At 64.5% G+C, this 23,054-nt stretch carries 23 protein-coding genes; 6 read left to right on the forward strand and 17 right to left on the reverse strand.

Annotated elements, in window-relative coordinates; all coding sequences use genetic code 11:
• Positions 1–2 precede the first annotated feature (2 nt).
• From YA0848_RS07050 to YA0848_RS07065, 4 genes are read right to left on the reverse strand one after another with little or no spacing between them, the layout of a single operon-like run.
• Complete coding sequence (locus YA0848_RS07050) at positions 3–446, reverse strand: CopD family copper resistance protein (RefSeq protein ID WP_047585307.1); 444 nt, start codon at positions 444–446, stop codon at positions 3–5.
• Positions 443–1,132, reverse strand: coding sequence for an ABC transporter ATP-binding protein (locus YA0848_RS07055; RefSeq protein ID WP_123084438.1), 690 nt, complete (start codon positions 1,130–1,132; stop codon positions 443–445). Before YA0848_RS07055 ends, YA0848_RS07050 begins: the two co-directional genes overlap by 4 nt.
• Entirely contained in the window at positions 1,125–1,892 is a 768-nt protein-coding gene (locus tag YA0848_RS07060; protein WP_123084439.1) for an ABC transporter permease, read from the reverse strand. The genes YA0848_RS07055 and YA0848_RS07060 overlap by 8 nt, the downstream gene beginning before the upstream one ends.
• 2 nt (positions 1,893–1,894) lie before the next feature.
• On the reverse strand, positions 1,895–2,824 hold the full coding sequence (locus YA0848_RS07065; protein WP_232925056.1) for an ABC transporter substrate-binding protein: 930 nt from the start codon (positions 2,822–2,824) through the stop codon (positions 1,895–1,897).
• A 118-nt stretch (positions 2,825–2,942) separates the two neighbouring features.
• Between YA0848_RS07065 and YA0848_RS07070 the strand changes: the two genes are divergently transcribed.
• Positions 2,943–3,656: a Crp/Fnr family transcriptional regulator gene (locus YA0848_RS07070; RefSeq protein ID WP_123084440.1), complete on the forward strand. Its 714-nt coding sequence runs from the start codon at positions 2,943–2,945 to the stop codon at positions 3,654–3,656.
• A 31-nt stretch (positions 3,657–3,687) separates the two neighbouring features.
• On the opposite strand, the gene YA0848_RS07075 is transcribed toward YA0848_RS07070, so the two are convergent.
• Genes YA0848_RS07075 through YA0848_RS07090 form a run of 4 tightly spaced genes read right to left on the reverse strand, consistent with a single transcriptional unit; the run spans position 3,688 to position 6,225 of the window.
• Positions 3,688–4,128: a CopD family copper resistance protein gene (locus YA0848_RS07075; RefSeq protein WP_047589276.1), complete on the reverse strand. Its 441-nt coding sequence runs from the start codon at positions 4,126–4,128 to the stop codon at positions 3,688–3,690.
• Positions 4,129–4,137: 9 nt separating this feature from the next.
• Positions 4,138–5,322, reverse strand: a complete 1,185-nt coding sequence (locus YA0848_RS07080) for an NnrS family protein (protein ID WP_123084441.1) — start codon at positions 5,320–5,322, stop codon at positions 4,138–4,140.
• Entirely contained in the window at positions 5,306–5,977 is a 672-nt protein-coding gene (gene mobA / locus YA0848_RS07085) for a molybdenum cofactor guanylyltransferase MobA (protein WP_232925057.1), read from the reverse strand. Before mobA ends, YA0848_RS07080 begins: the two co-directional genes overlap by 17 nt.
• Before the next feature lie 47 nt (positions 5,978–6,024).
• On the reverse strand, positions 6,025–6,225 hold the full coding sequence (locus YA0848_RS07090) for a hypothetical protein (RefSeq protein ID WP_047589282.1): 201 nt from the start codon (positions 6,223–6,225) through the stop codon (positions 6,025–6,027).
• Between the two features lie 172 nt (positions 6,226–6,397).
• On the opposite strand from YA0848_RS07090, the gene YA0848_RS07095 reads away from it, so the two are divergent.
• The 4 genes from YA0848_RS07095 to YA0848_RS07110 are packed head-to-tail and all read left to right on the forward strand — an operon-like array spanning position 6,398 to position 9,504.
• Entirely contained in the window at positions 6,398–6,931 is a 534-nt protein-coding gene (locus YA0848_RS07095; RefSeq protein WP_123084443.1) for an iron transporter, read from the forward strand.
• Positions 6,932–6,964: 33 nt separating this feature from the next.
• Positions 6,965–7,285: a cupredoxin domain-containing protein gene (locus YA0848_RS07100; RefSeq protein ID WP_047589287.1), complete on the forward strand. Its 321-nt coding sequence runs from the start codon at positions 6,965–6,967 to the stop codon at positions 7,283–7,285.
• 9 nt (positions 7,286–7,294) lie between these two features.
• Positions 7,295–8,143 (forward strand): FTR1 family iron permease, encoded by an 849-nt coding sequence (locus YA0848_RS07105; RefSeq protein ID WP_123084444.1) that lies wholly within the window; start codon positions 7,295–7,297, stop codon positions 8,141–8,143.
• A complete protein-coding gene (locus tag YA0848_RS07110; protein ID WP_123084445.1) occupies positions 8,140–9,504 on the forward strand; it encodes a 4Fe-4S binding protein in 1,365 nt (454 codons plus the stop codon). Before YA0848_RS07105 ends, YA0848_RS07110 begins: the two co-directional genes overlap by 4 nt.
• Before the next feature lies 1 nt (position 9,505).
• On the opposite strand, the gene YA0848_RS07115 is transcribed toward YA0848_RS07110, so the two are convergent.
• The 3 genes from YA0848_RS07115 to YA0848_RS07125 form a co-directional block, all read right to left on the reverse strand.
• The gene (locus YA0848_RS07115) at positions 9,506–10,228 is read right to left on the reverse strand and encodes an anaerobic ribonucleoside-triphosphate reductase activating protein (RefSeq protein WP_123084446.1); all 723 of its coding nucleotides are present in this window, start codon (positions 10,226–10,228) and stop codon (positions 9,506–9,508) included.
• Between the two features lie 68 nt (positions 10,229–10,296).
• Positions 10,297–10,446, reverse strand: a complete 150-nt coding sequence (gene nrdD, locus YA0848_RS36375; protein ID WP_021701980.1) for an anaerobic ribonucleoside-triphosphate reductase — start codon at positions 10,444–10,446, stop codon at positions 10,297–10,299.
• Positions 10,447–10,478: 32 nt separating this feature from the next.
• Complete coding sequence (locus YA0848_RS07125) at positions 10,479–12,497, reverse strand: ribonucleoside triphosphate reductase (RefSeq protein WP_123084447.1); 2,019 nt, start codon at positions 12,495–12,497, stop codon at positions 10,479–10,481.
• A 192-nt stretch (positions 12,498–12,689) separates the two neighbouring features.
• Here YA0848_RS07125 and hemN point away from each other — a divergent pair, with 192 nt between their 5' ends.
• Positions 12,690–14,075 carry an oxygen-independent coproporphyrinogen III oxidase gene (gene hemN, locus YA0848_RS07130; protein WP_198712332.1) on the forward strand — a complete coding sequence of 462 codons (1,386 nt, stop codon included), beginning with the start codon at positions 12,690–12,692 and terminating at the stop codon, positions 14,073–14,075.
• Positions 14,076–14,152: 77 nt separating this feature from the next.
• Here hemN and moaA read toward each other — a convergent pair whose 3' ends face one another.
• The 6 genes from moaA to YA0848_RS07160 all read right to left on the reverse strand — a co-directional run bounded on the left by moaA (position 14,153) and on the right by YA0848_RS07160 (position 23,023).
• Complete coding sequence (moaA, locus tag YA0848_RS07135; RefSeq protein WP_123085893.1) at positions 14,153–15,142, reverse strand: GTP 3',8-cyclase MoaA; 990 nt, start codon at positions 15,140–15,142, stop codon at positions 14,153–14,155.
• Between the two features lie 25 nt (positions 15,143–15,167).
• Positions 15,168–16,124: a peptidylprolyl isomerase gene (locus tag YA0848_RS07140; protein ID WP_198712333.1), complete on the reverse strand. Its 957-nt coding sequence runs from the start codon at positions 16,122–16,124 to the stop codon at positions 15,168–15,170.
• A 147-nt stretch (positions 16,125–16,271) separates the two neighbouring features.
• Positions 16,272–16,967 (reverse strand): respiratory nitrate reductase subunit gamma, encoded by a 696-nt coding sequence (gene narI, locus YA0848_RS07145; protein ID WP_047588166.1) that lies wholly within the window; start codon positions 16,965–16,967, stop codon positions 16,272–16,274.
• Positions 16,960–17,715, reverse strand: coding sequence for a nitrate reductase molybdenum cofactor assembly chaperone (gene narJ / locus YA0848_RS07150; RefSeq protein WP_047588164.1), 756 nt, complete (start codon positions 17,713–17,715; stop codon positions 16,960–16,962). The genes narI and narJ overlap by 8 nt, the downstream gene beginning before the upstream one ends.
• A gap of 2 nt (positions 17,716–17,717) precedes the next feature.
• Positions 17,718–19,256, reverse strand: a complete 1,539-nt coding sequence (gene narH, locus YA0848_RS07155) for a nitrate reductase subunit beta (protein ID WP_123085895.1) — start codon at positions 19,254–19,256, stop codon at positions 17,718–17,720.
• A gap of 11 nt (positions 19,257–19,267) precedes the next feature.
• Positions 19,268–23,023, reverse strand: a complete 3,756-nt coding sequence (locus YA0848_RS07160) for a nitrate reductase subunit alpha (RefSeq protein WP_198712334.1) — start codon at positions 23,021–23,023, stop codon at positions 19,268–19,270.
• Positions 23,024–23,054: the final 31 nt, after the last annotated feature.

Here is a 23,054-nt window from a genome sequence, read left to right on the forward strand (position 1 = left end):
GCTCACCAGCTCAGGTAAAACATGCCCTTGGCCAGCAACACGATGCCGACCATGTGGGTAAACACGCTCAGGTGAATACGGCGGAAATAGGTGGAATTCATGCGCCCGCTGATCACCAGGAACATGGCCGTGCAGAAGTGTCCGAGCACACTCAGCGCCAGGCAGATCTTCAGGGTCAGCAGGGTGCCGAAGGAGGAAGCCAGCGGGTCGGCCAGTTGTGGCAGGTAACGCAGCCAGACCATGCCCAGGCCGGCGCTGAACAGCACCAGTAGTACCCAAGGCATCAGGCGGCGCCCGCGTTTGCCAATGCCCTGCTCCACCTGACGCATCACCGCGGGCGGCACGTGCTTGCGCACACCTTCAAGAATCAACACTTCAAAGAACACCGCGCCGATGAAGATCAGAGCGGCGAACAGGTGCAGGGTCAGCAGAATGGGATAGCTCACGGTAGCGAAGTCTCCAGGGTCATCAGGGTCTGGTGGAGCGCCTCAGCCAGCACCTCCGGTGCGCGGTCGGCGGCGTCGAACGTCTGCAGCCCGCCCGCATTGAGCAGCACGAAGCGTTCAACCAGGCCGACCAGTTCGCCCGGGTGATGGCTGACGCACAGCAGAGCCGCCGCGGATTGCTCGAGCCAGTCGCGGCAGATATCGATCAGGGTCTTGCGCAAAGCCGGGTCCAGCGCACTGAACGGCTCGTCGAGCAGCAGCAGGTCAGGCTCCACCGCCAGCGCCCTGGCCAGCGCCACGCGCTGCGCCATGCCCCCAGACAGCTGATTCGGCCAAGACCGTGCGTACTCACTGAGGCCTGCCCGCTCCAGCCACTCGGCAGCCACACATCGCGCCGTCGCCGGGTCACGACCGGCCGCGCGCAAGGGAATTTCGAGGTTCTCGGCCACTCGGCACCAAGGCAGCAGGCGCGGCTCCTGGAAGGCCAGCACGGCGTGGCGGAAGCTGCTCTGCTGGTTACCGCGCTGCGCCTTCAGGATTCCAGCCGCCAATCTCAGCAGGCTGCTCTTGCCGGCACCGCTCGGGCCGAGGATCCCGACCCGCTCGCCACTTCGTAGCCGAAAGTCGACCTGCCGGAGCACCGTGCGCCCGCCCAACTCGAGGTCGATTGAGTACCAATCAAGCATGGGCGGCCTCCTGCCAACGCCCCATGCGCCGCTGCAACGGCTGTAGCAGCACGAATTCCAGCGCCGCCACCAGCAGCAGTATCAGCAGGGTCCAGGCGTACAGCCCGGCGCTGTCGAAGGTGCTGCGTGCATTGGCCAGAGCAAACCCGGCGCCGCTTTCAGCCCCCAGCACCTCGGCCATCACCACCAGGCGCACACCACTGCAGGTGGCAATCAGCAATGCCGCACCGAGCGGCGCCGCCAGGGCCGGCACGTACAGATAACGCAGTTTCTGCCACGGGCCGAAACGGTAGACGCGAACCATCTCCAACAGGCCGCGATCGACCATGAGCATGCCCTTGACGGTATTCACGTACATGCCCGGCGCCAGCATCAGCACACTGATGAACACCACCATCGCCGAGCCCAGGCCGAACCAGAGCATGGCCAGCACCACGACCACCACCGGCGGGGTCGCCATCAGCAACCAGCGCAAGGGCTCCAGCAGGCCGCGCAGACGGGCATCCAGGCCAGCCAGCAGCCCCAGGCAAAAGCCCAAGAGACAGCCAAGGCCAACCCCGAGGCCGATGAGCAACAAGCTGGCGCCGGCATGCACACGAAAGTCAGCTTCAAACGGCAGCTGCCACATGGCTTTGAGGGTCTGCAGCGGAGTAGCCATCAGCAACGGCCCCAGGTTCAGTGCCAGCAACTGCCAGCCCAGCACGATCAGCACGGCGCCCAACAACGCCCAGCGCCAGGAGGTGGGACGGATATCGTTCATGCTCATGGCCCGTAGAATTCGGCGTTCGGCAGCGAACCACCGATGGCCTGTGGATGGCGCTCGGCGAGCAGCCGATAAAGCGCTTCCAGCTGCTCGCGAGCCTCGCTGGCCGGACGGGACTCCAGACGCGTCACGCGAATCGACTCCTCGACGGCAGCCACCGGCAGGTGCGGCAAATGCCGATGGACCAATTCCGCACACTCACGCGGCTGAGCACTGCACCAACGCGCCGATTGCGCATAGGCCTGCTCCACGGCACGCGCCAGTTCGTGCTGCTCGGCAATGCGCGCGCTGGCCATGATTCCCGCCTGGGGCAGCTCGGGGTTCGCGGGAAATGCCTGGTTCCAGGCATTCTCCAGGCTCTGCACGCGTCGCAACGGCGCGCCGTTCTGCTGCTGGTTGCGCCACAACAACAGGGAAACCGCTGGTTCCACCAGTAGCGCGTGCTTGGCGCGTCCGGCCAGCAGCAGGGCCTGGGCATCCTGGCCATCGCGTACAGGACGCAGGGTCAGGTCCTTGCCCGCTTCCAGGCCGTGGCTGCGCAACAGCTCATCAACCAGCACCGCAGGCAGGTCGCGCTGAAAGGGCATCACCAGTTCCTCACCCCTGAGGTCAGCAAAGCCCTGGATCGCCAGATCACGGCTGACCAGCCAGATGATCCCCCACACCGAGACGTTCAGCAGGCGCACCGGCAGGCCGCGTCCGGCCACCAGAGCCGGCAGATTGACCGGTACCGCGCTGTAGTCGATCTCGTCGTTGGCCAGCAACACGCGCAACTGGTCCGGGTTCTGCCACAGACGGAACTCGACGCGTTTGGCGTGCGCCTTGAGCGCCCCGCTTTCGACCATGTGCAGCAACGGGAAACTGACCACAGCGCTAGGGCCGGCCAGGCGCAGGACCTCCTGCTGGGCTTGCGTTGCTGGCGCGAGCAACGCTGCACAAGCGGCTAGACAGAAGGAAGCCAACCGAGTGCAAGCTGGCCGATTGAATGATACGAGAATAAGTCTTATCTTCATTCGCACATCATTACAGCCGGCACAGCAGCTACAAATGACAATTGTTAAGTTTCCCGCAGATCGCAGCGCTTGCCTGCAACTGCTCTCGTCAGTCCCCCTGTTCGCCGATCTGCCCGGCGAGCTGCTGGCGATGCTCGTCCGCTCAGCCACGCAGTTACGTGTCGAAGCGGGTGAATTGCTGTTTCGCGAAGGCGAGGCCGCCGAGCACTTTCTGCTGGTGCGCCACGGCAGCGTGGAGATGATGCGTTTTACCTGCGAGGGCGAGGAACGGGTCTTTCACCTGTTCCACAGCGGTCAGTTGATCGCCGAGGCCGCCATGTTCATGCCCCATGGCCGTTACCCGATGAACGCCAGAGCACAGTGTGACAGCGAGCTCTATCGCCTGAACCGGGCGGCACTGCGCAAGGCCTGCGAAAACGATTCGGTATTGGCCATGCGCATGCTGGAAAACCTCAGCCTGCGCCTGTATCGCCAAGTCAACGAAGTCGACTGGCTCACCGCCAGCTCGGCCTCACAGCGCTTGGCGGCTTACCTGCTCAAACTGCACCAGCGCCAGGGCGAGCAGCTCAACCTGCCGATTAGCCAGCGCCAGCTGGCCACTCACCTGGGAATCCGTCCGGAGTCTCTCAGTCGTCTGCTGTCCGACTGGCAGCAGGCTGGCCGCCTTCGCGGCCGCCTGCGCCAGTGGGTGCTGTGTGACCTGAGCTACCTCAAGCAACTTGCCAGCGCAGCCACCCGTACCTTCTAGGCAGTCTCAGTCCACAGCACGCGGCCTGCGCCTACCAGTTCAGCACGAACATCGCTTTGGCCAGGAACAGAATGCCGAGCATCTGTATCAGCACGCTGAGATGGATCAGGCGAGAACGCGCTGGCGTCATGCGCCCGGTACGCATGAGGAAAACCACGAAGAGAAAGTGGCAAAGGATGCTCAGCGCCAGGCAGATCTTCAGCGTCAACAGGGTGCCGAAGCTGCTGGACAAGGGATCGGCCAGCGCAGCGCGATAGTGCCAAGCCAGGCCGATACCCGCGCCATACAACGCCAGCACCACCCAGTGCATGACCTGGCGTGCGCGCTGACCGAGGGCCTTGGACAGCCGCTCGCGGGGCTCGACGTCCAGCTGTCTGGCCGCTCGGCTGAGGATCATCACCTCAAAGAACACCCCGCCGATGAAGAATGCTGCAGCCGTCAGGTGAGCGAATTTCAGTAACAGATAAAGCACACATCCTCCCTAGCCCGGATGACCGTCGGCGCGTGTGCGACACAGCATCGGGCCGTAGCAGTAGAGAAACTGTGCGAAAGCCAAACACCAGCACCCCGCCGCCAGCCAGAGCGCCGGCTGATAGGCAAAGGACACGCCAAGGACACGCAGCAAGGCGGCCAGGTTGAGCATCAGGAACGCCACCGCGAAGCCACGTGGCAGTTGCAACGGACGACCGGTGTGCCCCAACGAGACTCGCGCCAGCATGGCCAGGATAAGTCCGGCCATGGAGCCGACCGTCAGGCCATGCAACGCCTGGCTGAACGGCACCGGGCCACCAACATGCCACAGCGCCAGTCCCAGACAGGCCACCACCAACCAGGCGTAAGCCAGGTGCAGCGACCACAGCAGCGGCACCTGCAGCAGCGCGCGATCAAACCAGCGCCACAGGCGGATACCATGTCCTAGGCCGAGCACCAGCATCAGCACCGCGCCAAACCAACTCGGCAGCAACAGCAGGCCGATCGCGCTCAACAGGGCCGCCAGGACACTACCTACCAGCAACAGCCAATCCAACCAGGGCCATGGCTGAACGGCCTCCACCCTTCCCAAGCCGCGCTGAGTGAAGAATGGAATCACCCGCCCGCCGATTAGCGTCATCATCGCCGCCACCAGCCAGATGGCGGCCAGGCTGCCCTGACGCTGCCAGCCATCATGTTGCTGCAAGATGCCCAGAAGGTTCAGTAGATCCGCTGCTGCCAATAACGAGAGAACCAGCACGATCGGATAGTTGCGTCGTTGCCGCACTGCCCAAAGCAGACGAGCCATGACGCCGGCAACCGCCAGCAGGAAAGCCAGGTTGACCAGCAACAATAGCCATGTAGAAGGTAGCCACCAGGCGGCTCGCCCCACTAGCCAGAGACCAGCCAGCACCGCCAGCGGTCGGCCTGACAGGCTTGGCTGGCCAGTCCAGGTCTGTACTGCGGTTAACAGGAAACCGGCGATGATGGCTCCGGCAAAGCCAAATACCAGCTCATGCCGATGCCAGGCCAGCCAACCTCCCGTCGGCGCGGGGAGCGACCAGCCCTGTAAAGCAGCGACCCAGAGCGGAATGGCCAGCGCCGCCATGAGTGCACCGAGCAGAAAGAATGGACGAAAGCCCAAGCGCAGAATCGGCGCGATGGCCATGGCCTTACGCTTATCGATGATCAACATAGATTTTCCACTCACGTTGAGGCGACTGGCGAGCAACCAGTAAAACCTCGGGACAGTTGAAATTGAGTAGACGCGGATCATCCTCCCGGCACGCCAGCTCGCAGATGCCCAGACGCTGCCATAGGCGACATGGACTGCGCTCTCCAGTTACCCAGGCCCGGTCGATGTCGACTAGCAGCGTGCGTGGCAGCACGCAAAGCAGTGGTTGCAGGCGTTCGCCCTGGCGCACCACGGCGATTTGCCCAGGCCGAGCCAGAGCCAACTGCTGCAACTCTTCCAGCAGTTCCGATTCGACAGCGGGCAGATCACAAGGCGCCACCAGCAGATGCGTTCCACACATGCTGCGTAGCCCAGCCAGGATTCCAGCCAAAGGCCCTGGGTAGCCCGCCTGATCATCACTCAGGGCTCGATCACAGAGCGCGGCATAGCGCGTCACGTTACGGTTACAGGAAATAATCAGCTCACCAACCAGTGGGCGCATCTGCCTGACAACCCACTCTGCCATCGGCCTGCCGCACCACGGCACCAGTCCTTTGTCCACCCCCCCCAGCCGGGAGCCCTGTCCACCGCTCAGCACCAGCCCAGTAAACCACTCCCGCATCGGTACCTCTTCAAAGCCATTCAGCACCGGCGGTTGCCAATGCACATCTTGCATGACCCAAGACAAACCCAGTGCAGGTAGCTAGCAAGAGGCCTGTCTGACTATTCAAGCCCCTCAAGCAGCTTATTGATGTGCAGGGCGTTGTTCACCACCTGCTCCATATGCACCTGCAATGCTTCGGTTACATGTGACAGCCCGTTCTGCTGGAACCAGCGAGAAATCAACTGCACCGACTCAACTAGAGCAACCTGGTTGCGATGAGTCAACAGTATGGCTGTTAACAATGGATTCTGGTCCTCCACGTCCCGCTCTTAGGTTATGGCTCGCTTGGCAAAATCGCTTATAGAGCTTTACAGAACCATACCTCTATCTGGGTATCTCCAATGCTCCAGATAAAATTGACGAGAATCATTATTGATTGAACTCAAGCTTTCTAAGCTGCTGCCAACACTCCCAGCTATGGAAGCAAACAGCATGAAGTTACTCCCACTGCTCCCCCTCGCCGCCATGTTCGCCATCCCTTTTGCCTCTGCCCGCGAATACCCCATCGGCGAGCCACAACACTGTGCCGGCATGGAGGTCGGGGCTGTATATCTGCAGCCAATCGAGATGGACCCGCCGGGGATGATGAAACCCGCCGCCGAATCTGACGTACACATGGAGGCTGACATCAGTGCTCTGGAGAACAACCATCACGGTTTCCAGGAAGGCAGCTTCGTGCCCTACCTTGAGATTTCCTACCGCCTACAGCGCGCTGGCAGCGACAAGCTGATCGAAGGTGACTTCCACGCCATGGTCGCCAGCGACGGCCCGCACTACGGTGACAACATCAAACTAGACGGCCCGGGTCAGTACCAGCTGACCTGCACCGTGTCACCACCGGGTGGTCACCATCACGCCTTCGGCCGCCATACCGACAAGGAAACGGGCGTGGCACCTTGGTTCAAGCCCTGCGAGCTGAACTACAGCTTCACCTACGCTGGCATCGGTAAGAAAGGCGGCTACTGAGTCCGTAACGTATTCAGCTCACAGGAAACGCCTATGAGATGTCTTGCTGTCTTTACCTTCGCGCTGGCGTTGCCAGCGTGGAGTGCCTCGCTGCCCAGCTACGAGCTGGAGATACGTGATGGGCATTTCACCCCGCCCCACTTGACGGTTCCAGCCAAGCAACGTTTCAAGATCATCGTGCATAACCGCGGCGCGGGCCCGGTCGAGTTCGAAAGCCTGCCTTTGCGGGTAGAAAAGGTACTTGGCCCAGGCGTCAGCTCATTCGTGGTGATCCATCCACTCAAGCCCGGTCGCTACACCTTCTTCGATGAGTTTCATCTCGATTTGCCCGGCGGCTACATCGAGGCTCAATAAGGAGTTCCCATGGAACAGGCACTATTGATCGTCTGGCGCGAGAGCGTCGAGGCACTGTTGGTCATTGGTCTGCTGCATGCCTGGTTGAGCCGCCAATACAATGCACGCCAGCTTTTGCGCAAGCTCTGGGAGGGCGTCGCTGCAGGCATCGCCCTGGCTGCCCTGCTGGCCCTGTTGATGGTCGTGGCTGGCAGTTGGATGAGCGGCACTCCCGGTGAGTGGTTTCAAGCCGCGATGAGCGCTCTGGCCAGTTTGCTGATTCTGCAAATGGTGGTGTGGATGTCGCCAAACGCCGGCAATCTTCGCAATGCGCTTGAGAGCCGAGCCCAACAGGCCCTTGCGCACAGCCGACACAGTGGGCTGACACTGCTCGCGACACTGGCTGTAGCCCGAGAAGGCAGCGAGATCGCGATTTTTCTCTATGGTGCAGTCGGCTCCGCCAGCGCCATACAAACCATCGCAGGCGCCCTCCTCGGTGGAGCGCTCGGCGCGCTAAGCTTTGTGCTGTTGCAACGAGGCAGCCGGTTTCTCGACTGGCGACGGTTCTTCACCATCAGTGAAACCCTGTTGCTGCTGCTAGGCGGCTCAATGCTGATGAATGCACTGGATCGCACCACCGGTCAGCTGATGGGGATGGATCTTCCTGAGGCGCTATATGGCTGGCTGGGCGACCCACTCTGGGATACCTCGGCCTGGCTGGATGACGGTGCGCGCATTGGCGGGCTGATTGCCGGGATGACCGGCTACCGGGCCATGCCATCAGCGGTTGCTGTAGCCGTACTTGTTTCATACTGGCTGCTGGCCTGGTGGCTAAGGCGACCCAGGGCAAACTCACCCAGCATTCGCGCCGCAACATGAAACTGCTATTCAGCCGTTGCCTAATGGGCATAGGCAACGGTCTGCGCCGCCATTCCGTTGCTGTACAGCGAGCGCAATGGATTGTGGTCTTGTTCTACGTCGTGCTACTGGTCACTCCTGCACTCCTGCCTCTGCCCGACAACCAGGCACGCATGCTCGATAACCTCACACTGCTCGCCCAGTTCGTGTTCTGGGGCATCTGGTGGCCCTTTGTGCTGCTCTCGGTGGTGCTGTTCGGGCGCATGTGGTGCGGCCTAGTTTGCCCGGAGGGTGCTCTCAGTGAATGGGCCAGCCAGCACGGTATGGGGCGTGGCATCCCGCGCTGGATGCGCTGGGCTGGCTGGCCCTCGGTAGGCTTCCTGGCCACCACCCTGTACGGCCAACTGATCAGCGTCTATGACTACGCCCAGGCTGCGCTGCTTATTCTCGGCGGATCGACCATCGCCGCCATGCTGGTCGGTTTCTTCTATGGCCGCGGCAAGCGCGTCTGGTGCCGTTATCTGTGTCCGGTCAGCGGTGTTTTTGCTCTGCTGGCCAAGCTCGCGCCCATGCATTATCGGGTCAGTGAAGAACGCTGGCAGGCCAACCTGCCGCCGCATCTGCCCGCCCCCAACTGCGCACCGTTGCTGGACATCCGCCGCATGCGTGGCGCTTCGGCCTGCCACGCCTGCGGCCGCTGCAGCGGACAACGCGACGCCGTACGGCTAATTGCCCGCTCCAGTAATGAGGAGATCGTGCATCTGGGGGAGCACGGCAATCTGTGGGAGGCCCGCCTGCTGTTGTACGGAGTGATTGGCCTGGCCATGGCTGCCTTCCAGTGGACGATCAGCCCCTGGTTCATCGCGCTCAAGCAGAGTATGGCCGAATGGCTGGTCGCACATGATCAACTGTGGCCTCTGCAGGCTGATGCGCCCTGGTGGGTACTGACCCACTACCCACAGGTCAACGATGCCTTCACCTGGCTGGATGGCCTGAGCATCTGCCTATATCTGGTACTCGGCGCCTTGCTCCTGGGCGGCGGGATTCACCTGCTTCTGATTGCCGGCAGTGTGCTGGCAGGCAAGCCGCTCGCCTTTGCCCGTCATCTGGCCCTCTGCCTGGTGCCGACTGGCGCTGCTGGTCTGTTTCTCGGTCTGTCGTCGACCACCGTCAAACTGCTGCGCTATGAAGGCCTGCAACTGCTCTGGGTAAACCAGGCCAGAGCAGTGCTGATAGTTGCCGCGGGTCTGTGGAGCCTGTACCTGGGCTGGCGTGTCTGTACCCAGTTACCCTGGCACAGCCGCCAGGCTCCGATGCTGGCCCTGTTGCTGAGCAATACGCTGCTCGGCTATGGCTGGTGGTTACAGTTCTGGGGCTGGTGAATCAACTTGCGCGAAGCTCGAAACGCTCGAATAGCTGCTCGAAATAGGGCCAGAGTTCAGCCGCCTGGGCCGGCGTGGCAGCACTGCCCAAGTCGCTGTCGAGCATCTGCTGGGGGCGCGCCAGTTGTACTGCGAAACGCCGTACGCCAAGCCCCGCCAGACGCTCTCCAAGACGCTGCAGGCGCCGACAGTCGGACAGGTTCCAATGCACCGTGGTACGGCACTCGTAGTCCACACCGCTCTCAAGCAGCAGCTCCAGACTGCGCCAATTGGCCTGGCCGCTGGCGCTGACACCAGTAATTAACGCAACCTCCTCCTCTAGCGCCTTAACGTCGAAACCGACCCAGTCGCACTGCGCCAGCGCGCGGCCGAAGGAGGCCGGCTTGATCCCGGCGCTGTGCAGGCCGACCTTGAAGCCCAGCTCGCGCACCCGGCGCATGGCGGACGGCAGTGCCGGCTGCAGGGTCGCCTCGCCGCCGGAGAACACCACCGCCTGCAACAGCCCCTGGCGCCGGCGCAGGAAGCCCAGCACCTTGTTCCAGCTCCATTCGGTAGGGCCGCCGCAGCGGATCAGCTCGGGGTTGTGGCAGTAGCGGCAGCGCCAGGCGCAGCCCTGGCAGAACAGTACGCAGGCCAGATGATCGGGGTAGTCGAGGGTGGTCATGGCTTGCAGCCCGCCGATGCGCAGCGGGCGAAAGGCATGACGCGAAGGCACTGAAGGCATGCTCGTGGCTCCAATGGCGGACATGGCGAAGCCCGGGCCATCACCGATGCCCCGGGCTTCGGACTGACTCAGCGCGGCTCGGCGAAGTGCTGGCGCTCGCGATGCTCGGACTGCTTGCCGAGATTGAAGGCCGCCACCGGACGGTGGTAACCCATCACGCGGGTCCAGACCTCGCAGCGCTGGCGCTGGGCTTCGGGAAGTTGCACGGGTGCATTCATGGTGTCCTCCTTGCTGTGGATGGAATCGTGGTTCAGCCGCCGCAGGCGCCGCAGCACTGCTGTTTGTGCAGCAGCGCCTCGTCGCACTTCGGACAAAACTCGTGCTCACCGGCCAGGTAGCCATGCACCGGGCAGATGGAGAAGGTCGGGGTGATGGTCAGGTACGGCAGGCGGAAGCGCGACAGCGCGGTGCGCACCAGCTGCTTGCAGGCCTGCGCCGAAGAAACCCGCTCGGCCATGTACAGGTGCAGCACAGTGCCGCCGGTGTACTTGCACTGCAGCTCGTCCTGCAACGCCAGCGCCTCGAAGGGGTCGTCGGTGAAGCCCACCGGTAGCTGCGAGGAGTTGGTGTAGTACGGCGCCTCGGGCGTTCCGGCCTGAAGGATGTCGGGGAAGCGCTTGCGGTCCTCCTTGGCGAAGCGGTAGGTGGTGCCTTCGGCCGGGGTGGCCTCCAGGTTGTACAGGTGGCCGCTCTGCTCCTGGAACTGCACCAGGCGCGCGCGCACGTGATCCAGCACCTGCAGCGCCAGCTGGCGGCCGTCCTCGGTGTGCATGCCCTCGCGGTCGCCGCTGAAGTTGCGCAGCATCTCGTGCAGGCCGTTGACCCCGATGGTGGAGAAGTGATTGCGCAGGGTGCCCAGGTAGCGTCGGGTGTAGGGATAGAGGCCGGCATCCATGTGGTGCTGGATCACCTTGCGCTTCACCTCCAGGCTCTCGAAGGCCATGTCCAGCAGCGCGTCGAGGCGCTGCATCAGGCCGTCCAGATCGTCCCGGTACAGGTAGCCGAGGCGCGCGCAGTTGAGGGTCACCACGCCGAGCGAACCGGTCTGCTCGGCCGAGCCAAACAGGCCGTTGCCGCGCTTGAGCAGCTCGCGCACGTCCAGCTGCAGGCGGCAGCACATCGAGCGCACCTGGTTGGGCTGCATGTCCGAGTTGAGGAAGTTCTGGAAGTACGGCAGGCCGTAGCGCGCGGTCATGTCGAACAGGCGCGTGGCGTTGTCGCTGTCCCAGGGGAAGTTGTGGGTGATGTTGTAGGTCGGGATCGGGAAGGTGAACACCCGGCCCTTGGCGTCGCTGGCCATCATCACCTCGATGTAGGCGCGGTTGATCAGCTCCATCTCGGCCTGCAGCTCGCCGTAGCAGAACGGCATCTCCTGGCCGCCGATCACCGGCACCTGCTCGCGCAGGTCTTCCGGGCAGACCCAGTCGAAGGTCAGGTTGGTGAAGGGCGTCTGGGTGCCCCAGCGCGACGGCACGTTGAGGTTGTAGATAAACTCCTGCAACGACTGACGCACCTGCTGATAGCTCAGGTTGTCCTTGCGCACATAAGGTGCCAGGTAGGTATCGAAAGAACTGAAAGCCTGGGCGCCGGCCCACTCGTTCTGCAGGGTGCCAAGGAAATTGACCATCTGCCCCAGGGCGCTGGACAGGTGCTTGGGCGGGCCGGCCTCGACCCGCCCTGGGATGCCGTTGAGGCCCTCGTGCAGCAGGGTGCGCAACGACCAGCCGGCGCAGTAGCCGGCGAGCATATCGAGGTCGTGGATGTGCAGGTCGGCCTCGCGGTGGGCCAGGCCGATGTCTTCGCTGTAGACCTCGTCCAGCCAGTAGTTGGCGGTGACCTTGCCGGACACGTTGAGGATCAGCCCGCCCAGCGAGTAACCCTGGTTGGCGTTGGCCTGCACGCGCCAGTCCTGGCGCGACAGGTATTCGTTCATCGAGGCGGCCACGTCGATCAGCTGCTTGCGCTCGCGGCGCAGGCGGCCATGCCGTTCGCGGTAGACGATATAGGCGCGTGCGGTCTGGTAGTAGCCGGCCTCCATCAGCACCCGCTCGACCCGGTCCTGCACCTGCTCCACGCCCACGCAGTGGAACTCCAGCAGGCGCGCCAGCACCGCGTCGGCCAGGGCACTGGCCTCATGCGCCGCAAACTCGCCCGTGGCCTGCCCGGCGGCAGCAATCGCGCGCTCGATCTTGGCCGCCTCGAAGGGCACTTCCTGGCCATCGCGCTTGAACAGCGCCTGCGGTCGATAGGGGACCTGATCCGCACACATCCATCACCTCCTGACACATCATCTAGTTGCTGTTATCAACGAAAAACACAAGATGCTGTGCAATCTACGTCAGGAGGCCGGATGCAACTTGACCGTGATCAAGTTTGCCCGCAAACCTGCGCTCAGGCGTTCGCGCCGACCGGCGCCAGGGGGTATCCTGCAGTGCATCAGGCTCCTCAGGAATCACTTGCCATGACCAGTTCACTGCGCTTCGACCGCTCGCTGGTAGAGAAATACGACCGCCCGGGGCCGCGCTACACCTCTTACCCCACGGCGCCCCAGTTCCGCCAGGCCTTCGCCGAGGACGACTACCGGCAAGCCGCCGAGCGCAGCAACCGGGCGCCCGCCAAGGCCTTGTCGGCCTATATCCATATCCCCTTCTGCCAGAGCCTCTGCTACTACTGCGCCTGCAACAAGATCATCACCCAGAAGACCCACCGCGCCGTCGAGTACCTGGATTACCTCAAGCGCGAAATCGCCCTGCAGGCGGCGCTGTTCAGCCCGTCGCGACGCCTGACCCAGCTGCACCTCGGCGGCGGCACGCCGACCTACCTGAGCAGCGCGCAGCTCGCCGAACTGATGGGCTGCCTGCGCCAGCACTTCCGCTTCGATGAAAGCGACGATCACGAGTTTTCCATCGAGGTCGACCCGCGCACCATAAGCCGCGAACGCATCGCCGAGTTGCGCGCGCTGGGCTTCAACCGTCTGAGCTTCGGCGTGCAGGACTTCGACCAGCAGGTGCAGGCCGCCGTCAATCGCCTGCAGAGCGAAGAGCAGACCTACGAGCTGGTCGCCGCCGCCCGCGAGGCCGCCTTCAAATCGGTCTCGGTGGACCTGATCTATGGCCTGCCGCTGCAGACCGTCGCCAGCTTCGACACCACCCTGGACAAGATCATCGCCCTGCGCCCGGATCGCATCGCCGCCTACAGCTATGCGCACCTGCCGGAAATGGTGCGTGCCCAGCGGCTGATTCGCCGCGAGGACATGCCGCCACCGGAGCGCAAGCTGGAGCTGCTGGAGCTGACCATCCAGCGCCTGACCGCGGCCGGCTACGTGTATATCGGCATGGATCACTTCGCCCTGCCCGACGACGAGCTGTGCCTGGCCCGCGAGGCAGGTACGCTGCAGCGCAACTTCCAGGGCTACTCGACCCACGCCGACTGCGACCTGATCGGCCTCGGGGTGTCGTCGATCGGCAAGGTGAGCGACAGCTACAGCCAGAACGTCAAGGAACTCTCGCAGTACTACGCGCGCATCGACCAGGGCCTGTTGCCGGTGCACCGCGGCTACCGCCTGAGCGACGACGACCTGCTGCGGCGCGAGGTGATCACCGCACTGATGTGCTATGGCCGGGTCGAGTTCGCGGAACTGGAGGCGCGCCACGGCATCCACTTCCTCGACTACTTCGCCGAGTCGCTGGCCCGGCTCGAAGAGCACCTGGCCGACGACCTGGTGCAGATCCACGCCGATGCGCTGGTGCTGCTGCCGCGCGGGCAGCTGATGATGCGCAGCGTGGCGATGGCGTTCGACGCCTACCTGGGCGAAGGCCAGAGCGGGCGTTTCTCGCGTACCGTGTAATAAAAAACCACCGGCCATGGCGGAGCAACGCCGCCTGGCAGGTGGTGACGGCCCAAGCGTGGGCCAGCGGGAGTTGATCAGCCGCCGGTGGCGTTCATGAAGCGCAGGATCTGCACGTCCCCGGTGTCGAATTCGTGGCGCAGCGGTTTGCGCAAAAGCCCCTGACGGATGGCCGCCAGCACCGGGGCGTCGTCGCATGGGTGACGGCGCAGCAGGCCGCGCAGGTCGAGCGAATGTTCGTGGCCCAGGCACAGCAGCAGACGCCCCTCGACCGTGACCCGCACGCGGTTGCAGGTCGCACAGAAGTTGTGGCTGTGCGGCGAGATGAAGCCGATGCGGCTGTCGGGGAAGCCCTGCAGGCGCACGTAGCGCGCCGGTCCGCCACTGTGCTCGGCGCTGTCGAGCAGGCTGTAGCGCTCGGCAATGCGCGCGCGCACCCAGTCGCTGGAACAGTAGCTCTCGCCGCGCTCGCGCCCCACCTGTCCCAGCGGCATCTCCTCGATGAAGCTGATATCCAGGCCGCGGTTCAGGGCGAAGTCGACCAGGTCCGTCACCTCGTCGGCATTGCGCCCGTGCATCACCACCACGTTCAGCTTGAGGTTGGCGAAGCCGGCCGCCTGCGCGGCCTCGATACCGGCCAGCACCTGGCCCAGTTCGCCGGTACGGGTGATGGCGCGAAAGCGTTCGGGGCGCAGGCTGTCCAGGCTGATGTTGAGGCGCTTGACCCCCGCCTCGGCCAGCGGCCTGGCCAGCTTGTGCAGCTGTGAGCCATTGCTGGTCATCACCAGCTCGCGCAGGCCCGGCAGCGCGGCGATGCGCTGGCACAGACCGACCACACCGGGACGCACCAGCGGCTCGCCGCCGGTGAGGCGGATCTTGCGCACGCCCTGGGCGACGAAGATCCGCGCGATGCGCTCCAGTTCCTCCAGCGTCAGCACCTGCTGGCGCGGCAGGAAGGTCATGTCCTCGGCCATGCAGTAGATGCAGCGGAAATCGCAACGGTCGGTGACCGACAGGCGCAGGTAATCGATGCTGCGGCCGAAGCCGTCCTGCAGCAGGCTGCTCATGGTACTCCCCAGGCCCTGGGCCGGTTTACTGCAACAGAGGGCTGTCGGCGCCTTCGAGCAGGATGCCCTGGATGTCCGCCTCGCCGATCAGGTTCTTCAGGTACTGCGCCACGGCCACCTGCCACACACGCTGGTCCAGCTCGGCGCAGATGCTCTTGTGCACCGCCTCGAACGGCAATGGCTGGCCCTCGAGACGCTGCTCCACCAGCACCACATGGAAGCCATAGCGGCTTTCCAGCGGCTGCCCGGCCAGGCCGAGCGGCAAGCGGAACAACTGGCGCTCGAACTCCGGCACCGTCTGGCCCTGGCTGATCTGCCCCAGCGCCCCGCCCTGCTCCTTGGAGGGGCAGGCCGAATGCGCCATGGCCAGCTCGGCGAAGCGCTCGGGCTGTGCCTGCAGCTCGGCGATCAGCGCCTGGGCCTGGTCACGGGCCTGGCTGCGCTCCTCGGCATCGTCGGCCGGGCAGGCCAGCAGGATGTGCCGGGCCGCCACCAGCGGTGCGCTGGCATAGCGCGAACGATTGCGCTCGAAGTAGGCGTGGCAGGTCGCCTCGTCGGCATGCGGCAGCGCCACCTCACGCTCGATCAGCGTGCGGGTGGCGGCCTCCTCCTCGCTCTCGCCCGCGGCCGCGCGGACCCGGATATCCAGCGCACTGATGCGCTGCTGCAGCAGTTCGCGGATCACCAGCGCCTGGCTGGCCAGGAAGATGGCTTCCTGGCGGGTGTTCGCCGGGTGGTACTGCAGCTCCTGGGCGATTGCCTCGGGGGCGATGGCGACACCATTGACCTTGATCCGCGGCCACTCCTGCTCGCTGCTGGCGATCAGTTCCAGCGAGGGCTCATCCTCGCTTTCGTCGTCCGCGGCTGGAGCTGGCTCGAACGCCTGCACACCGGCCTGCGCCGGCTCGGGCACCACGACCTGGCTGGCACCACCGGCGCAGCCACCACCACCGTTGCCGCTACCTCCGCATCCACAACCCATGTCACACCTCCACGCATTCGTTTGGCGGTGGGTGACGCCACCCACCTTGCTGGTCCCGGATGACGCTGACGCCTGTCCGGGCTACACGACTCAAGATTCATCCGCTGTGGACCGGCCGGCCGACGCGCAGCCGATCCAGACGTTGCCTCAGGCCTTCTGGCGCACGATCTGGTAGCGCCGCCCCAGGTACCACACCGGCGCGCTGACGATGTGCACCAGGCGGGTGAAGGGGAACAGCACGAACAGGCTCAGGCCGAGGAACACGTGCAGCTTGTACACCAGGCTCACCGGGGCGATGGCCGCGGCGGCCAGCTGCGGCTGCAGGGTCACGGTGTACTGCGCCCAGTCGGCCAGCATCACCATCACCGAGCCGTCCATGTGGTGGGTCGAGGCATAGATGGTGCCCAGGCCCAGCAGCAGCTGCACCAGCAGCACGACCAGCACCAGGATGTCCGAGCAGCTGGAGCTGGCGCGCACCCGCGCGTCGCTCAGGCGGCGCTTGAGCAGCATCAGCAGGCCGATCAGGCACAGGCCGCCGAACAGGCCGCCGGAGACCATCGCCAGCAGCTGCTTGTTCTCGGTGCTGATCACATGGTGATAGACCGAGGCCGGGGTCAGCAGGCCGACGAAGTGGCCGGCCAGCACGAACAGCACGCCGACATGGAACAGGTTGCTGGCGATCCGCATGTAGCGGTGTTCGGCCGGGGTGCGGTTGAAGATCTGGCTGGAACCGGCCTTCCAGCTGTACTGCGACAGATCGAAACGCGCCCAGCTGCCGATCAGGCAGACCGCCAGGGCGATATAGGGATACACGCCGAAGGCGAGGAAGTTCAGATTAGCCATTGTGCACCTCCTGGGCCGGCACGCTGGCCGCCCCGTCCTGCTTGAAATCGATCCAGTGCAGCGGCACCGGCACCTCTTCGCGAGCCTTGCCCGGCATCGTGGTCTGGCTCGGGCAGCGGTCCTGCTGCTCGGCCTTGAGGAAGTCCACGGCCTCCTCCTCCCACAACTTGTCCAGCGCTTCCAGGCTGTCGTCGCGCACCTCGCCGGCCACCTGCTCGCGCACCTCGGCCACCGCCACCGCCGGCTGTTCGCCGGCGATCTGCAGCAGCGCGCGGAAACACGCGGCGTAAGGGCTCTCGCGCTCCTCCAGGCGCGCCGCCAGCAGGGCCAGCAGGTGCGCCACGTCGGCCAGGCCCTCGCGGGCCTCGAGGTCTTCGCGGCTGGCCAGGTACTCCAGGTACAACGGGATGTAGTCGGGCAGCTCGCGCACGCCGATGGCGAACCCGGCGGCCTCGTACTGCGCCATCAGGTCGACCATGGCCTGGCCGCGGTCGCGCGACTCGCCATGCACATGCTCGAACAGCAGCAGCGACAGGGCGCGGCCGCGGTCGAACAGCTCGGTGTAGCGCTCCTGCACGTCCATCAGCTCGTCACCGGCCAGCTCGTCGAGCAGGCGCAGCAGCGAGCCGCGCTGGTCCGGGCTGATCTCGCGGGCACTGCAGATGGCCTCGTCCAGCTCCTTGTGGGCGCTGCGCAGCGCCTCCTCCGGGTAGTCGAGCAACAAGGAAATCACCTTGAGAATCTGCATGGTCATTCCTCCCAGATCTGCACGGTCTTGAGGATGTCGCGCTTGTTGGCCTTCTTGGCGCCGAACATGTTGGTGTCCGACGAGCCACTGCAGCCGCTGCCGAAGCTGAAGCCACAGCCGGAACGCTCGGCGAAGGCATCGCTCATGGCCTCCTCGCGGTGCGCCGACGGAATCACGTAGCGATCCTCGTAGTTGGCGATGGCCAGGTAGCGGTACATGTCCTCGCACTGCGCCACACTCAGGCCGACCGACTCCAGCACCTTGAGGTCCTGCACGCCGTCGACCTGCTCGGCGCGCTTGTAGGCACGCATCGCCAGCAGGCGCTTGAGGGCCAGCTTGACCGGCTGCTCGTCACCGGCGGTGAGCAGGTTGGCCAGGTAGCGCACCGGGATGCGCAGGCTGTCCACGTCCGGCAGCACGCCATCCATGCTCACGCTGCCCTTGGCGGCGGCGTTCTGGATCGGCGACAGCGGCGGTACGTACCAGACCATCGGCAGGGTGCGGTATTCCGGGTGCAGCGGCAGGGCCAGCTGCCAGTCCACCGCCAGCTTGTACACCGGCGACTTCTGCGCGGCCTCGATCACCGACATGGGCACGCCGTCCTTCAGCGCCTGCTCGATCACCTTGGGGTCAAACGGGTCGAGGAAGATCTCCAGCTGCTTCTGGTACAGGTCCTGCTCGCTCGGGGTGCTGGCCACCTCGTGGATGCGGTCGGCGTCATACAGCAGCACGCCCAGGTAGCGGATGCGGCCCACGCAGGTTTCCGAGCACACGGTCGGCATGCCGGCCTCGATGCGCGGGTAGCAGAAGATGCACTTCTCGGATTTGCCGCTCTTCCAGTTGAAGTAGATCTTCTTGTACGGGCAGCCGCTGATGCACATGCGCCAGCCGCGGCACTTCTCCTGGTCGATGAGGACGATGCCGTCCTCCTCGCGCTTGTAGATCGCACCGCTCGGGCAGGAGGCCGCGCACGCCGGGTTGAGGCAGTGCTCGCACAGGCGCGGCAGGTACATCATGAAGGTGTTTTCGTACTCGCCGTAGATGTCGGCCTGCACCTTGTCGAAGTTCTTGTCCTTGCGCCGCTTGGCGAACTCGGTGCCGAGAATCTCCTCCCAGTTCGGGCCCCACTCGATCTTCTCCATGCGCTGGCCGGAGATCACCGAACGCGGCCGGGCCACCGGCTGGTGGTTACCCAGCGGCGCGGTATGCAGATGCTGGTAGTCGAAGTCGAATGGCTCGTAGTAGTCGTCGATGCTCGGCAGGTCCGGGTTGGAGAAGATGTTCGCCAGCACGCGGAACTTGCCGCCGATCTTCGGGTTGATCGAGCCATCCTTGTTGCGCACCCAGCCGCCCTTCCACTTCTCCTGGTTTTCCCACTCTTTCGGGTAGCCGATACCGGGCTTGGTCTCGACGTTGTTGAACCAGGCGTATTCCATGCCTTCTCGGCTGGTCCAGACGTTTTTGCAGGTGATCGAGCAGGTGTGGCAGCCGATGCACTTGTCCAGGTTCAGGACCATGCCCACTTGTGAACGAATTTTCATGTCGGCTCTCCTCACTCGATCTCGGTCGGCAGCGGTTGTGGCAGGGCGTCGCCGTTAGGCCCGTCCAGCCAGTCCACCTTGTTCATCTTGCGCACCACGACGAACTCGTCGCGGTTGCAGCCCACGGTGCCGTAGTAGTTGAAGCCGTAGGCCAGCTGGGCGTAGCCACCGATCATATGGGTGGGTTTCAGGACCACGCGGGTCACCGAGTTGTGGTGGCCACCGCGGGTCTGGGTGCTCTCGGCGCCGGGCACGTTCACTATGCGTTCCTGGGCGTGGTACATCATCACCATGCCTTCCTTGACCCGCTGGCTGACCACCGCGCGGGCGGTCAGGGCGCCGTTGGCGTTGAAGCACTCGATCCAGTCGTTGTCCTCGATGCCGACCTTCTTGGCGTCGATCTCGCTCATCCACACGATCGGACCGCCACGGCTCAGGGTGAGCATGATCAGGTTGTCGGTGTAGGTGCTGTGGATGCCCCACTTCTGGTGCGGGGTGATCCAGTTCAGGCAGATCTCCGGGTTGCCGTTGGACATCTTGCCCTTCACGTAGCCGGTCGAGCGGGTGTTGATCGGCGGCCGGTAGCTCATCAGGCCCTCGCCGAAGGCCAGCATCCAGGGGTGATCCTGGTAGAACTGCTGGCGACCGGTGATGGTGCGCCACGGGATCAGCTCGTGGACGTTGGTGTAGCCGGCGTTGTAGGACACGTGCTCGTCTTCCAGGCCGGACCAGGTCGGGCTGGAGATGATCTTGCGCGGCTGCGCCTGGATATCGCGGAAGCGGATCGCCTCATGCTCCTTGGGCAGCGCCAGGTGCCTGTGATCGCGACCGGTGAACTCCGACAGCGCCGCCCAGGCCTTCACTGCGACATGGCCGTTGGTTTCCGGGGCCAGCGAGAGGATGACCTCCGCCGCGTCGATGGCCGACTCGATCTTCGGCCGTCCCTGGCTGACGCCCTCCTCACGCACCTTGTAGTTCAGCTCGCCGAGGAACTCGACCTCGTGCTCGGTGTTCCAGTTGATGCCCTTGCCGCCGTTGCCCAGCTTGTCCAGCAGCGGGCCGAGCGAGGTGAACTTCTTGTAGGTGTTCGGGTAGTCGCGCTCGACCACCGTGATGTTCGGGCAGTTCTTGCCCGGCTGCGGCGCCACGCCCGCGGTTTTCCAGTCGCTGCCACCGAAGGGCTGCGCCAGTTCGCCGGGGGTGTCGTGCAGCAGCGGCACGGTGACCAGGTCCTGCTCGACGCCCAGGTGTCCCTTGGCCATCTCGGAGAAGGACTTGGCGATGCCCTTGTAGATCTCCCAGTCCGAACGCGCTTCCCAGGCCGGATCGATGGCGGCCGACAGCGGGTGGATGAAGGGGTGCATGTCCGAGGTGTTCATGTCGTCCTTCTCGTACCAGGTCGCGGTCGGCAGGACGATGTCGGAGTACACGCAGGTCGAGGACATGCGGAAGTCGAGGGTAGTGACCAGGTCGAGCTTGCCGATGGCGCCCTCGTCCACCCACTCGGCCTCGTTCGGCTTGAAGCCGCCGCGCTTGCCGAGGTCCTCGTTCATCACGCCGTTCCTGGTGCCGAGCAGGTACTTGAGCATGTACTCGTGGCCCTTGCCCGAAGAACCGAGCAAGTTCGAGCGCCAGATGAACATGTTGCGCGGGAAGTTGACCGGGTTGTCCGGCTGCTCGCAGGCGAAGCGCAGCGAGCCGTCGGCCAGCGACTTGGTCACGTAGTCCACCGGCGACAGGCCGGCGGCCTGGGCGTCGCGGCAGATCTGCAGCGGGTTGCGGTTCAGCTGCGGGGCGCTCGGCAGCCAGCCGGCGCGCTCGGCGCGGATGTTGTAGTCGAGCATGTGCTCGGGGAACTGCGACTTGTCGGCCAGCGGCGAGAGCACCTCGTGAATGCTCATCTTCTCGTGGCGCCACTGCGAGCTGTGGTTGTAGAAGAAGCTGGTGCCGTTCATCTGGCGCGGCGGACGGCTCCAGTCCAGGCCGAAAGCCAGCGGCAGCCAGCCGCACTGCGGACGCAGCTTCTCCTGGCCGACGTAGTGGGCCCAGCCGCCACCGGTCTGCCCGACGCAGCCGCACAACATCAGCATGTTGATCAGGCCACGGTAGTTCATGTCCATGTGGTACCAGTGGTTCATCGCCGCACCGACGATGATCATGGAACGGCCCTTGGTCTTGTCGGCGTTGTCGGCGAACTCGCGGGCGATCTGGATGGCCTTCTCGCGGCTGACGCCGGTGATCTTCTCCTGCCAGGCCGGGGTGCCCGGCACGCGGTCGTCGTCATAGTGGTTGGCGACGTTGGCGCCGCCCAGTCCACGGTCGATGCCGAGGTTGGCGGCCATCAGGTCGAACACGCTGGCGACCCGCGCCTGGCTGCCGTCGGACAGGATCACGGTACGCACCGGTACGCGGCGCAGCTGGATCTCCTCGCCCGGCACGGCAGTGAAGTACTCGTGGGTCTGCCCGCCGAAATAAGGGAAGGCGACTTCCGCCACTTCGCCACTGTCGATCTGGCTCAGCTTGAGATCGATCTCGCGCCCGGCGCCGCCCTCGCGGGCCTCGATGTTCCACTTGCCCTTCTCGCCCCAGCGATAGCCGATGGAGCCCTGCGGCGACACCAGCTCGCCCGAGGCGTCGACGGCGATGGTCTTCCACTCGGGGTTGTTGCCCTGGCCGAGGCTGTCGGTCAGGTCGCTGGCACGCAGGAAGCGCTCGGCACGGTAGCTGCCGTCCTGCTCATTGAGTAGCACCAGCATCGGCAGGTCGGTGTAGCGCTTGGCGTAGTCGGTGAAGTAGGCGCTGGGCTTCTCCAGGTGGAATTCCTTGAAGATGACGTGGGCGAAGGCCTGCGCCAGCGCCGCGTCGGTGCCCTGCTTGGGGTTGAGCCAGAGGTCGGTGAGCTTGGCCACCTCGGCGTAGTCCGGGGTGATGGCCACGGTCTTGGTGCCCTTGTAGCGCACCTCGGTGAAGAAGTGCGCGTCCGGGGTACGGGTCTGCGGAACGTTGGAGCCCCAGGCGATGATGTAGTTGGAGTTGTACCAGTCGGCCGATTCCGGCACGTCGGTCTGCTCCCCCCACACCTGCGGCGAGGACGGCGGCAGGTCGCAGTACCAGTCGTAGAAGCTCAGGCACACGCCGCCGATTAGCGACAGGTAACGGCTACCGGCGGCATAGCTGACCATCGACATGGCCGGGATCGGCGAGAAGCCGACCACGCGGTCCGGGCCGAACTGCTTGACGGTGTAGACGTTGGCCGCGGCGATGATCTCGTTGACCTCGTTCCAGCTGGAGCGGATGAAGCCGCCCATGCCGCGCTTGCTCTTATAGCTCTCGGCCTTGGCCGGATCGCTGACGATGCTGGCCCAGGCCTCGACCGGCGACAGGCCCCGGCGCGCCTCACGCCAGAGCTTGAGCAGCGGCTTGCGCACCTTCGGGTACTTCAGGCGGTTGGCGCTGTAGATGTACCAGCTATAGCTGGCGCCACGCGGGCAGCCACGCGGTTCATGGTTGGGCAGGTCGTTGCGGGTACGCGGATAGTCGGTCTGTTGGGTTTCCCAGGTGATCAGGCCGTTCTTCACGTAGATCTTCCAGGAGCACGACCCGGTGCAGTTCACCCCGTGGGTGGAGCGCACGATCTTGTCGTACTGCCAGCGCGAGCGGTAGACGTTCTCCCAGTCGCGCGATTCCTTGCGGGTCTCGCCATGGCCGTCGGCGAACTCCCCCTGCTTGCGATTGAAGAAGCGCAGCTGGTCGAGTATGTGGCTCATTATCTCTTCCTCTCAGGCTGAGTGCGGGCGG

The organism is Pseudomonas sp. S4_EA_1b (assembly GCF_016307435.1).
Taxonomy (GTDB): Bacteria; Pseudomonadota; Gammaproteobacteria; order Pseudomonadales; family Pseudomonadaceae; genus Aquipseudomonas; species Aquipseudomonas rhodesiae.

Coding starts and splice junctions, on each gene's coding strand:
- YA0848_RS07055 (WP_123084438.1), bottom strand. CDS start 1,132: ATGCTTGATTGGTACTCAATCGACCTCGAGTTGGGCGGGCGCACGGTG.
- YA0848_RS07060 (WP_123084439.1), bottom strand. CDS start 1,892: ATGAACGATATCCGTCCCACCTCCTGGCGCTGGGCGTTGTTGGGCGCC.
- YA0848_RS07070 (WP_123084440.1), top strand. CDS start 2,943: ATGACAATTGTTAAGTTTCCCGCAGATCGCAGCGCTTGCCTGCAACTG.
- YA0848_RS07080 (WP_123084441.1), bottom strand. CDS start 5,322: ATGTTGATCATCGATAAGCGTAAGGCCATGGCCATCGCGCCGATTCTG.
- mobA (WP_232925057.1), bottom strand. CDS start 5,977: ATGCAAGATGTGCATTGGCAACCGCCGGTGCTGAATGGCTTTGAAGAG.
- YA0848_RS07095 (WP_123084443.1), top strand. CDS start 6,398: ATGAAGTTACTCCCACTGCTCCCCCTCGCCGCCATGTTCGCCATCCCT.
- YA0848_RS07100 (WP_047589287.1), top strand. CDS start 6,965: ATGAGATGTCTTGCTGTCTTTACCTTCGCGCTGGCGTTGCCAGCGTGG.
- YA0848_RS07105 (WP_123084444.1), top strand. CDS start 7,295: ATGGAACAGGCACTATTGATCGTCTGGCGCGAGAGCGTCGAGGCACTG.
- YA0848_RS07110 (WP_123084445.1), top strand. CDS start 8,140: ATGAAACTGCTATTCAGCCGTTGCCTAATGGGCATAGGCAACGGTCTG.
- YA0848_RS07115 (WP_123084446.1), bottom strand. CDS start 10,228: ATGCCTTCAGTGCCTTCGCGTCATGCCTTTCGCCCGCTGCGCATCGGC.
- nrdD (WP_021701980.1), bottom strand. CDS start 10,446: ATGAATGCACCCGTGCAACTTCCCGAAGCCCAGCGCCAGCGCTGCGAG.
- YA0848_RS07125 (WP_123084447.1), bottom strand. CDS start 12,497: ATGTGTGCGGATCAGGTCCCCTATCGACCGCAGGCGCTGTTCAAGCGC.
- hemN (WP_198712332.1), top strand. CDS start 12,690: ATGACCAGTTCACTGCGCTTCGACCGCTCGCTGGTAGAGAAATACGAC.
- moaA (WP_123085893.1), bottom strand. CDS start 15,142: ATGAGCAGCCTGCTGCAGGACGGCTTCGGCCGCAGCATCGATTACCTG.
- YA0848_RS07140 (WP_198712333.1), bottom strand. CDS start 16,124: ATGGGTTGTGGATGCGGAGGTAGCGGCAACGGTGGTGGTGGCTGCGCC.
- narI (WP_047588166.1), bottom strand. CDS start 16,967: ATGGCTAATCTGAACTTCCTCGCCTTCGGCGTGTATCCCTATATCGCC.
- narJ (WP_047588164.1), bottom strand. CDS start 17,715: ATGCAGATTCTCAAGGTGATTTCCTTGTTGCTCGACTACCCGGAGGAG.
- narH (WP_123085895.1), bottom strand. CDS start 19,256: ATGAAAATTCGTTCACAAGTGGGCATGGTCCTGAACCTGGACAAGTGC.
- YA0848_RS07160 (WP_198712334.1), bottom strand. CDS start 23,023: ATGAGCCACATACTCGACCAGCTGCGCTTCTTCAATCGCAAGCAGGGG.